Annotated in this window: 8 protein-coding genes; 3 read left to right on the forward strand and 5 right to left on the reverse strand. The window is 66.6% G+C overall.

Annotated elements, in window-relative coordinates; all coding sequences use genetic code 11:
• Positions 1–8 precede the first annotated feature (8 nt).
• Genes RIB45_RS04745 through RIB45_RS04755 form a run of 3 tightly spaced genes read right to left on the reverse strand, consistent with a single transcriptional unit; the run spans position 9 to position 3632 of the window.
• Complete coding sequence (locus RIB45_RS04745) at positions 9–1055, reverse strand: class I SAM-dependent methyltransferase (protein WP_350049075.1); 1047 nt, start codon at positions 1053–1055, stop codon at positions 9–11.
• Positions 1056–1057: 2 nt separating this feature from the next.
• On the reverse strand, positions 1058–1480 hold the full coding sequence (locus tag RIB45_RS04750) for a VOC family protein (protein WP_350049076.1): 423 nt from the start codon (positions 1478–1480) through the stop codon (positions 1058–1060).
• A 10-nt stretch (positions 1481–1490) separates the two neighbouring features.
• Positions 1491–3632, reverse strand: coding sequence for a methyltransferase (locus tag RIB45_RS04755; RefSeq protein WP_350049077.1), 2142 nt, complete (start codon positions 3630–3632; stop codon positions 1491–1493).
• 227 nt (positions 3633–3859) lie between these two features.
• On the opposite strand from RIB45_RS04755, the gene RIB45_RS04760 reads away from it, so the two are divergent.
• The 3 genes from RIB45_RS04760 (at position 3860) to RIB45_RS04770 (ending at position 6738) form a co-directional block, all read left to right on the forward strand.
• Positions 3860–4120, forward strand: coding sequence for a hypothetical protein (locus RIB45_RS04760; RefSeq protein WP_350049078.1), 261 nt, complete (start codon positions 3860–3862; stop codon positions 4118–4120).
• Positions 4121–4196: 76 nt separating this feature from the next.
• On the forward strand, positions 4197–6089 hold the full coding sequence (locus RIB45_RS04765; protein ID WP_350049079.1) for a WD40 repeat domain-containing protein: 1893 nt from the start codon (positions 4197–4199) through the stop codon (positions 6087–6089).
• Positions 6090–6129: 40 nt separating this feature from the next.
• Positions 6130–6738 (forward strand): NAD(P)H-dependent oxidoreductase, encoded by a 609-nt coding sequence (locus tag RIB45_RS04770; RefSeq protein ID WP_350049080.1) that lies wholly within the window; start codon positions 6130–6132, stop codon positions 6736–6738.
• 19 nt (positions 6739–6757) lie between these two features.
• Here RIB45_RS04770 and RIB45_RS04775 read toward each other — a convergent pair whose 3' ends face one another.
• Together RIB45_RS04775 and RIB45_RS04780 are read right to left on the reverse strand one after the other, a co-directional pair.
• Positions 6758–9316, reverse strand: a complete 2559-nt coding sequence (locus RIB45_RS04775) for a sensor histidine kinase (RefSeq protein WP_350049081.1) — start codon at positions 9314–9316, stop codon at positions 6758–6760.
• A 55-nt stretch (positions 9317–9371) separates the two neighbouring features.
• The gene (locus RIB45_RS04780; RefSeq protein ID WP_350049082.1) at positions 9372–10097 is read right to left on the reverse strand and encodes a LuxR C-terminal-related transcriptional regulator; all 726 of its coding nucleotides are present in this window, start codon (positions 10095–10097) and stop codon (positions 9372–9374) included.
• Between the last annotated feature and the right edge of the window lie 434 nt (positions 10098–10531).

The raw sequence follows: 10531 nt of genomic DNA on the forward strand, positions 1-10531 counted from the left end.
GGCCGCCTTCAGCCGGCGCGGGCCACGATCAGTTTCGGTGTCGGCTCTTCGATCGCGCCGAATCCCGCGCGGGCCAGCATATCCTTGACGGCGGCTCGCTTATGGGTGCGGCCGGCCTCGGTTTCTATCATCAAGGTCAAGCTGAAGATCGCGCCGTTGAAGGCGTTTACGCCGTCATCCTCCAGGAACGAGTCGCGGATGACGAGCCGCCCCTGCGGCGTCAGCGCCCGCCGCGCGGCGCCGACCAGGGCTTGCGCGGACTCGGGCGGTTCGCCGTGCAGTACATTGCTCATGAAGACGACGTCGTAGGGGCCGCCCAAGGCGTCGCGTGTGAAGTCGCCGGCGATCAGTCGGATCCGGTCTTGGACGGGGTGGCGCGCGATCTCGGCCCGGGCCAGATCGATCGCGGCCGGCAAATCGAAGAGCGTGCAGACGAGGTCCGGATAGGTCTCGCAAAAGGCGAGGGAATAGGTTCCGAGCCCGCCGCCGAGATCAAGCAGCGATCCCGCGCCCCGGAGATCGAGAGCCTGCAGCGCCTCGCCGAGATGGAACAACCGCGCGCGCTCGTGCGCGGCGTGAAGCAACGGGGCGAGGCGCTCAGGATCCGCGAAAACCCCGCCGCCCGTCGGCGGCGCGCCGGTGCGGATCGCGTCGCTGAGGCCGCCCCAAGCCGACCAGTCGGCGTCGTTCAAGAGAAACCACGACCCGACGTAGTAGGGCGAGGCCGGGTCCAGAAAATGACGGGAGACGAAGGCGTTGGCGAAACGCCGATCCGCGCCCTCCTCGACATATCCCATCTCCTTCAAGGCGCACAGGAGCCGGTCCGTCCCCTCGGGGTCCGCTCCGATCCGAGCGGCCAGCGCGTCCGGCGCGGCGGGTGCTTCGGCGAGCGCCCTGAAGACGTCGAGCCGGACGGCCGACATCAGGATGCGCGGCCGCCAGATTTCCGCATCGCCCATCAGATCCTGGAGCGCTTGCGAGAGCGCCTCATGGTCGGGCGTTTGGCGCGCGGCGTCGGCGGCGTCCGCCGGCTGGGCGTGGGGGGCGTCGGACATTGTCATCCGTCCAGGTCGTAGTCGTTGCGTTCGCTCGGCTTGTCGCTCAGATAGCGGATGATCTCGATCTCGTTGCCGTCGGGATCGCGGGTGTAGACGCGCTCGCGGAACGGATGGCGGCCCTTCGGGCGCACCGAAAAACCCCGGCTTTTCAGCCGCGCCACCACCGCGTCCAGATCGTCGACGACGACGCCGAAATGCGTTTGGCGCTGCGCCATGTCCTCGCTGTAGCGCGCGCCGTCATAGGGGGTGCGAAAGGCGACATAGCTCTCGTCCGTTCCTATATGGACCCAGCCGTAGCTGCGGTCCGCCGCCTGTTCGACGCCGCGCCCGCGCAGCCGCCAGCCGAACACGGAGCAGTAGAACTCCACCATCCGATCGAGATCGGGGCTGACATATTGGATGTGCTCGAGATAAGCCGTCATGGTCGTTCGCTCACCTGGGTTTTCGCGCGGTCGCCAACGTCTTCGCCGGCCCCAGCGACTCGTGCGATATCTCCTCGAGCCCGAGTTCGGCCATCATGGCCGCCAATTCCTCGTCCGTCTCCAGAAAGGCCTTGGGCTCTTGGATATGGAGGCGCAATGAGAAGAGCGCCGCCGCCGGCGGCTCGACCCCGCTTTCGCCCAGCGCGAATTTCGCCACCGCAAGCAGCCCGCCCGGCGCCAGCGCTGCGGCGGCGTTGCGCAGGACGCGCCGTTTGTCCTCCGGCGCGAAGTAATGCAGCAGATCGCTCATCAGAACGAGGTCGAACGCCGTCGGCAGTTCGAAAGCCAGCGCGTCGCCGGCGACCAGCGACAGACGCCCGCTGTCGATCGCTTCGGCCAATCGCGCGGCGTTGCGATCGATCACGTCGGCGCGGTCGAACAGCGTGACCGCGACGGAGGGCGCGCGCGCCATGAGCCGCGTCGAAAAGGAGCCCGCCCCGCCGCCGAGATCGAGCACCCGCGCCCCGTCCGCGAGCTTCGGACCCAGCCGCTCGACCAACCGGTCGATCGAAGGCAGATTGCTGAGCTCCACCGCCGTCAGATAGCCGGGCAGCCGCTCCCCCTGCATCAGGCCCGCGTCTTCGGGGCGCGCATCGGGATCGCGCAGCATAGCGGCCAGCTCCAGCCAGATCTCATTTTCCCGGCGATAGGCCAGGATCTCCGGTAGAATGCTGTGCGGTCCATCGGCAAGCAGGGCGCGCACGTCCTCGGGCGCGGCGTAGCGCTCGCCCGTCTTGACCAGCAGCCCGATCGCCGCCAAGGCGTTCAGCAGAACGCGGGCCGCCGTCTCGGAAAGGGCGAGCCGCCGCGCAGCGTCGGGCGTATCGCAGCCCCCCTGCGGAATCTTCGAGAACAGGTCGAGTTCGGCGGCCGCGAACAGAACGGCGGCCGGCCGAAAGCTGGTCGCGACCGACACCAACTCGCGCCACAGCGTGATTTGGGTCTCGGACCGGTCAGGGGATGACGTCACGGGCTCGCTCTCTCCATCGCGTGGGTGTGGGGGGAAGGGATCGTTGGGCGGGCCGCGCCGGGCGACGAGCATCGACTTGACCCCGGCCAAGTCATGCAGCGTGAGCGCGCCGCACCCGCACGCCGCCAGCATCTCCGCCGCCTCTGCGTCGCTCTCGAGGTAGGCGTTGCGGTATTTCATCGCCATGCGGAAAGCGAAGAGGGCCGCGCCGGCCGGGCGCGTCCCGTCCGGCGAGAGAGAGAATTTCACCACGGCGATCCGTCCGTCAGGCGCCAGTGCGGCGCAGGCGTTCTCGACGATCGCGCGCTTTTCGGCCGTCGGGAAAAGCTCCAGCAGTTCGTTGATCAGAACCAGGTCGTAGCGTCCCTCCGGCGAGAGTCGGCGCGCGTCTCCGACGGTGAGGCGCAGCCGACCGTTCTCCAATCGGTCGCGCTCGCCGCGGCACATCTCCATGCCGCCCTCCAGATCAAGGATCTCGACCGAGATGTCGGGAAAGCGGTCCAACAACAGGCGCGCCAACACCCCGTCGCCGCCGCCGACGTCCAGAACCCGCGCCGGCCCGCTTAAGATCGGCGCCAGACGCTCGGCGATCTCCGCGCCGAGGATTCGGTTCATCGCCACAATGCCGCGATAGCGACCCAGCTGACTTTGCATGAGCTCCAAGCGATAGGCGTCCGGCGCGGCCTCGCGTTCCGCGAGGATCGCCGCCGCGCGAAGCCAGACGGCGTGTTCGCGGGCGTGCAGCCGCATTTCCGGCGCAACGCTGCATGGACCGGCCCCCAACATCGCCGCGACATCCCCCGGCACGGCGTAGCGCTCGTTCTGTCGCTGGACCAGCCCGATCGACCCCAGCCCGCCGAGCAACGCCCGCGCCGCCGGGTCCGGCAAGCGCAGGGACGCCGCGAGTTCGCTGAGCGAAGCCGGTCCCTGCGCCAGTCGGACGAACACGCCGCTTTCAACGCCGAGGGAGAGCAGGCAGGCGTTGCGGCCGGCGGCGGCCAGGTGAAGCAGGTCCGCGCGGGTCGCGGCGCACAACTTCCGACCGGGCGACGCTTCGCCGCCGGACGCGTCCCCAAACGGCGCCGCCGTTCTTTCCCAATCGGCCGCAGGCGTAGCGTCCATTTTTTGCCGCCGCCCCCTGTCGCGATCGTCCTGCGAGCGGCCCCCACAGAATCCTATTGCACCTTTATACGGGCAGTTAAATAACTTTACAACTTTTACGATTCGCCATATGGTTTGCGGGCGTGGGGAGCGGCCGTCAGCGGGTTTGGCCTCGCCTCGGCGCCTGTTCGCGACATCCGGCCGACGCCGGGTGATCCGCATCCGCAACGATTAGGGGGAAGACTGACATGATGCTCGATTTGGACAAAGCGTCGAAGGCGCTGAACGGTCTCAAGACCGATGAGGGCGCGAAGGCGGTTGAGGAGCTTCACACCCATCTGAAGGGGTTCCGCGGCCGTCTCGGCGTTGAGCTTAACGACGCGGAATTCCGCTATGTGATGCAAACCCTGTTCAACGAACAGGTCGTCACCGTGCCGGCCGAAGAGGCCGCCCGTATGCCGGGCCCGACGCTGCTCAACCACGGCTTCAGCGTTCGCGCCGTGATCTGATCTCGCGTCAATCGTCCGCGATCGAAAGCCGGGAAGCCTTTCGGGCTTCCCGGCCCCCGGTCTCTAGAAGCGTGCCATGCAGACATCGCAGAAGATCGGCTCCTTCACGGTCGATCCGGACGAGCGCATCCTGTTCGCCGGAACAATGGGCGGCGACGTCCTGGCCGTCGACATCGACTCGTTCGAGATCGTGGCGCGCCGCCACGTTCATGCGGGCGCTATCGAGGCGATCGCGGCGCATCCGCGGCTGCCTTACGTCGCCGCCATGTCGATGGACCGCAGCGTCAGCCTGATGACGCGTCCGGGCGCCGGCGATCCGACCCCGGAGCCGCCGACCCTGACGCAACTCGATCGCTTCACCTTCCGCGACACGCCCTGTCGCAACGACACCTTCGCAGCGTCCCCGACCCATTCCCTCAGTCAGGCGCTGACCTTCCATCCGACGGACAGGCGCCTTGCAACGCGCAGCGGCAGCGGCGGGGTGCTGGAACTGGACTTCGACGCCGACCGGTTCGCGCTGCGGCATTGCACGCGCTTCCACGGCGATATCGATCTGGTGACCGTCCGCTACACCGAGGACGGGGACGCGCTGATCAGCGCCGCCGGCGGTCACGCCGTGCTGTCGCGCGACGGCGAGGAGCTTCGCAGCTGGACCCTCGGCGACTTCAATTTGCACTGGTTCGAGCCGCTGGGGGACGACGAATATCTGATCGCCTGCGACGAGCTCTACGTCATCCGCCTCGACATCCAGGACCGGAAGCCGCCGCTGCGCGGTTTGCGCCTGACCCGAGACGACCTGGAGCATGTGACCTACAATTCCACGTCCAAGCGCGCCTTCGTCGCCGGCTTCGACGGAACGGTCTATGAAATCAATCCGGAGAGCTGCGACTACGCGCGCATCGCTTGGGTCGCGCCTTACAAGATGCGCTGGGTGAAGACGTTGGAGCGCGATCCTAACGTCCTGATCGGCCATTGCTTCAATGGCGGACTCTACAAGGTAGATCTTGCGAGCCAGCGCGTCCTGGACTGCATCAAGGAGACGCCGAACACCGTCTGGACCAGCGTGCGGGCGGGCGACAGCCTGTTCTTCGCCGGGGAGGGCGGTCTCGTTCGCGAGGTGGCGCTTGACGGCGTCGAACCGGTCGCCAAGGCGGCCAAGGTCGCGCTCCGCCCTGCGTTGGAGAAACGGGGCGCCGACGCGTCCTCTTTCACCAAACGCATGGCGATGGGGCCGTCGGGTCTGATCTTGGCGGAGAAGAACGGCCGCGTCCTGGAGGTCGGCGAACACGGGGTGCGTCAGCTCGTCGATATCGGCCAGGAACTGCGCGACATCGCCGTCAATCCCGACAAGACGGCCGCCTTCGTGTGCACGGAGCGCGGCGAGGTGCGCAAGCTTCGCACCGAGGACGGCAAGATCGTCGCCGTCTATCACGACCGTTTGCGCGAACCGATCTGGTCGCTCGCCTATCATGAGACGCGCAACCTCCTCGCCTTTGCAGAGCGGCGCGGCAATCTGGTGATCGCCGACGGGGAGTCGCTGGATGTGCTCCACGTCGCCCGCAAGACATCCCGGCCCAAGCGCATGAAATGGTGGAACGACACGCTGATCTATGTGCGCACTGGAGAGCTCTGGCGCTTCGATTTGGAGAGCCGCGCGATGCGCCCCTATGTCGCCGATTGCGGCAATACGATCGAGGACTTCATCTGGGACGCCTCGGAACGCTACCTCGTTTTGGTCAATTACCGCACGGAGGTGGTGCTGTGCGATTTCAAGTCCGGCGAGAAGCTCTGCGTCACGCCCGATCAGGCCGATTTCTCGAAAGGTCTCGCCTGGCTCGACCTGCCCGGACGCGCCGACGCCTATCCGCTCGACTTCGTCACCTTCGGGCGCAGCGGAACGGCGCATCGCTACCGCATCCACAATGAGCGCCTGACGGCCCTCGGGCCGATCGCGCCGGCCTTGCTTTGATCCGCCTGGTCGCGCGGCGGCCAAAAAGAGGGAACCCGCCATGCCTCATGTGATGATCGTAAACGGCAGCCAGCGGCCGAACGCCGAGTCGAGCAAGGTGACCGGCTTCGTGCGAAAACTGGCGGAAGCGCGCGCGGACCTCGGCTGCCACGTGCTCGACTTCACCCGAACCAGCCTGCCGATGTGGAGCGACGCGCCCGAGGCGCAGGAGGCGCAGAACGCCGCCTGGGCGCCGATCCGGCCTCAGATCCGCGAATCGCTCGGTCTGGTGCTCGTCGCGCCGGAGTGGAACGGCATGGCGCCGCCGGCGCTCAAGAACTTCTTCCTGTACTGCACCGAGCATGAGTTGGCCGATCGGCCGGCGGTGATCGTCGGCGTCTCCTCCGGCTCGGGCGGCGCGTCGCCCGCGACGGAATTGCGCCTCAGCAGTTACAAGGACACCCAAATCTGCTACTTGCCGGAGCAGGTGATCGTACGCCGGGTTCGGGACGTTCTGAACGATCCCGATCAGCCGGCCTCTGAAGACGACGCCTATATCCGCTTCCGCCTCGACTACGCGCTGACCCTCCTGCTCGAATACGGCAAGGCGCTCGCGCAGGTTCGCGACGCCGGCGTTCGACGCTTCGACATCCTGCCCTACGGCATGTAGCGCCTGGGAAGCCCCCGCCTCAGTCGGCGCGCCGATCCGCCTTTTCGTGCGTCGGCGTCTCGCCCAGATTGGGGAGGTCGACGATGAAACGGGCGCCGCCGCCTTGCGCGTCCTCCAAGCGGACCTCACCGCCAAGCAACTCTGCGAGCCCTTTTACGATCGAGAGGCCGAGCCCCAGGCCGTCGGCGGTCCGACCGGGTCTTCTGACATACGCCTCGAAGATTTGCGCGCCGAGGTCGGGCGGCACGCCGCGCCCGTCGTCGCACACTTCGATCCGCCAACCCGACCGGTGAGGCCTGGCGTCCAGGGTGACGAAGCGGCCGCCCGAATGATCGATCGCGTTGGCCAAGAGATTGCGCACGATCCGGAACACCAGGTCGGGATCGCTGTAGAGAGAACCCGCCTTCGCCTGATCGGCGATTCGGATCGCGACGCCGGCCTCGTTGGCGACCGGCAGGAACTCTTGCAAGGCGCGCTCCAAGAGCTCGCGCACGACGAAGAAGCGCGGCGCCGGCTTGACGTCGTGACCGGAGAGCCGGCTGACGTCGGCGAGGTCGCCGAGCATTTTTCTCAACGATTCGACCGCGCGCCTTTGCGCGAGCGCCATCTCCGGCGCCTCGCGTTCGAGGATCGGCGCCGCGGCGCCGGTTATCAGATCGAGCGCGAACACCGGCTGGCGCAGATCGTGGCCGAGCGCTCGTATCATCGCTTCCCGGCGTGTGTGCGCGCATCGTTGCCGCTCGTACGCCGCCTCCAAACTGGCGAGGCGCGCGTACTCGGCGCTGTAGTCCACGCATTGGCAGGCGATATGGCGCTTGGTCCCGGTTTCGGGATCGTCGATCCAATCGACGATGACGCGCACGGGTCGGCGCGCCTGCGGGCCGGAGCCGGACACCATCACCACGCCGACGAACGCTTTGCCGAGGGCCAGCGCCTCCAACAGCGCGCTTGATTCCGACCCTGTCGGATCCCAAAGCCGGCGCCGCCAGAAGTCCTGACAGCCGCCGTGCGGCTCGCCCAAGAGGTCGATGAAGGCTTGATTGTACTGCACGGGCGCGCCGCTGCGACCGTCGAAAAGGCACACGGCCTGCGTCATGCCTTCGAGGGTTCGCTGCAGCAGGTAACGCTCGCCTTCGGCTTGGCGCCGCGACGTGATGTCCCGCCAGCACATCGCAACCGCCGCTTCGTCGCCGAAATCCCCTTTCACGATGGGAGTTGCGTTGCATTCGACAAGGCGCCGCTCGCCGTCGGCGTCGAGGACCGGATACTCCGCCCGCTCGGGCGTCTCGCCCGCGATGAGACGTTGCAGGCGGCGCTCGAACGCCTCACGGACGCTCGGGTCGAGGAGCCGCAGGACCGCCGTGTCGAGCAGGTCGGAGGGCGAAAGGCCGAGGGCGCGCTTGAATGAGGGCGAGGCGTACCGAATCCGTCGGTCGGCCGACACCAGGAGGATCATGTCGACCACGTTCTCTGCGAGCAGTCGATACCAGCGCTCGCTTTGACGCGTGGCTTCCCTCAATCGGAGCAGCTCCTCGCACCGTTGCAGCAGCACGAGAGCGCCCGAGCCGTCGGACCGCGAGCCCACGATCGGGCGCACGATCACTTGAAACCAGGGGGCGCGCGCCGACGCGGCCGCCTCGCCGGCGGCCGGCAAAAGCGCTTGGACGATCAGAGAGGCGGCCGCATCGCCCCCGTCTGATGCGACCGCCCGAAGGCGCTCGCGCAACCTGACCGCGGTCCCGGCTTCATCGCGCCAGCTGACGGCGCGCCACGCATCTTGCGCGGCGCGCAGACGCTTCGCTCCGCGATCGACGTCAGCGGCGAGCAATTCCATCGCGGCGCTATTGCCCGCAAGCATTTCGCCGGCCGCATCGCAGACCAGCACCGGGTCGGGCGTCGCCTCCAGCATCTCGCGCCAGCGGAGCGCCTCGCGGTCAAGATCGGTCACGTCGATGCTGATGCTGGCGACGCCGAGAAGCCCGCCCGTCGCGTCGACGCACGGATAGCGGACCGTGAAGACGCTGAACTCCTCCGCACCGCCGTGCGGCCCGCGTTCCAGATGCTTGACGACTCCATGCCGCATCGTCTTCTCGACGTCGGCATCGTAACGCGCGCCGGCCTCGGTTCCGAAAACCTCGTCGCTGCGCCGGCCGAGCGCTTCGCGGGCGGGCATGTCGAAGAAGCGCTCGAAGACCGGATTGATGAAAACGTAGCGGCGCTCCGGATCGCGCAGATTGATTTCGAAAGGCGCGCTCATGATGATCGCTTGGGCGACGCTCTGCGCGGGCGCGCCGCGGTCCCGCGCGAGGGCGACGGTGCAGCCGCCGAGCTCCGGCGCATGCTTCGCCTTAAGCCGCCAGCCCGGCTCACCCCCCGCGCGGCGGGAAAGGGTCAGGTCGACCGCCGGCTTTCGACCTGCGGCGCACTCAAGCAAGAGCGCGCGCGCGCGTGCGGCGTCGTCTTCGCTGACAGCCTCCAGGACGGCTTGGAAGTCTGGATCGCGCTCCGCAAAGGCGGCCCCTCTGTCTGAGGGCGCGCGCGCGAAGAAGGTGACTAATTCGGGCTCGTGTCTAGCCAATCACGATCCCTCTCGCTCGGGGTCCGACATCGCTAGGCGTGAGAGGTTGCGCCGATCACTGCGTCGACACGCCGGGTACTTCAAGCTGAAGAAGCCCCGCTTCCTGAGCGATCAGCACCGCCTGAGTGCGGTTTTTGGCCTTCAACTTCTGCATCACGGCCGCGACGTGCGCCTTGACGGTCGGAAGCGCAAGATCAAGGGCGTTCGCGATCATCTGGTTGCTGGCGCCCGTGTTCATCTCTCGAAGCACGCGCATCTGCATCGCGGTCAATCCGGCCCTGTCCGCGCGCCCGCCTGCAACGGGCGACGGGGCGTGGCGCGCGGTCCGCTCATAGGCTTCGCGCCCTCCCGATAGGATCTGCGCCGGGACGTAGGTTTCGCCGTCCATCACCATCGCGAGGGCGAGACGCGTCGCCGCAAGCGAGGCGCTTTTGGGCAGAAATCCGGCGACGCCGAGCGCCAACGTTCGTTTGATCACCTCCGCGTCTTCGACCATCGACATCACCAGAACTTTCGCGCCGGCCGCGCCGCGCACGACGCGCTGCATCTCTTCGGGCGAGCCGTTCGGCATCATGAGGTCGAGGATGACCAGATCGTAGGGAACGCGTTCCAGCGCCTCGAGCGCCCCCTGGAAGGAGCCGCACTCCGTGACGGACGCCCTGACCCAAAGCTCCCGAACGCAGCTGTTGAGGCCCATCCGCACACTGGAGTGGTCGTCGACGATCAGAACCCGCGGTTCGGTCAATCCGCCGAACGGAGGGAGAGCAGGGGCGTCTGGCACGCGAGAAATCCCTTCACACCGGTGAGTTGCTTGCGTAACAAGATGAACACATTAAGAGAAGACGTGTAAAAAGATTCTTAACCACAAATTTCGTCATGATACTTAATATTTAATACGAAATTGTGCATCAATGTATATTTTGTATCATGATAATATAAAATTCTGATACCTTATGATGTTTACGGTCTTTACCCATTTTTAAGAGGATCGTGCGAATCATTACCTCGCAAAACCGGAGTGAACGTCTCCAAACGGCATGCTCACTTCAAACAATTGAACCGCATGAATACTCGAAAGGGGCGCGGAGATGTTTTGGCGAAAGACCCAGACGGTGGAGCCCGCGCAGGCGGGCGTTTCGGCGGCCGGCGTCGGCTCGGCTTCGGAGGGCGCGCCGCTTGGCGGGCCGGTCGCGGCGGATCTGATGGACTTCCGGG

Origin of the sequence: Marivibrio sp. (assembly GCF_040218065.1) — a bacterium.
Taxonomy (GTDB): Bacteria; Pseudomonadota; Alphaproteobacteria; order UBA8366; family Aestuariispiraceae; genus Marivibrio.

Coding starts and splice junctions, on each gene's coding strand:
- RIB45_RS04745 (WP_350049075.1), bottom strand. CDS start 1,055: ATGTCCGACGCCCCCCACGCCCAGCCGGCGGACGCCGCCGACGCCGCG.
- RIB45_RS04750 (WP_350049076.1), bottom strand. CDS start 1,480: ATGACGGCTTATCTCGAGCACATCCAATATGTCAGCCCCGATCTCGAT.
- RIB45_RS04755 (WP_350049077.1), bottom strand. CDS start 3,632: ATGGACGCTACGCCTGCGGCCGATTGGGAAAGAACGGCGGCGCCGTTT.
- RIB45_RS04760 (WP_350049078.1), top strand. CDS start 3,860: ATGATGCTCGATTTGGACAAAGCGTCGAAGGCGCTGAACGGTCTCAAG.
- RIB45_RS04765 (WP_350049079.1), top strand. CDS start 4,197: ATGCAGACATCGCAGAAGATCGGCTCCTTCACGGTCGATCCGGACGAG.
- RIB45_RS04770 (WP_350049080.1), top strand. CDS start 6,130: ATGCCTCATGTGATGATCGTAAACGGCAGCCAGCGGCCGAACGCCGAG.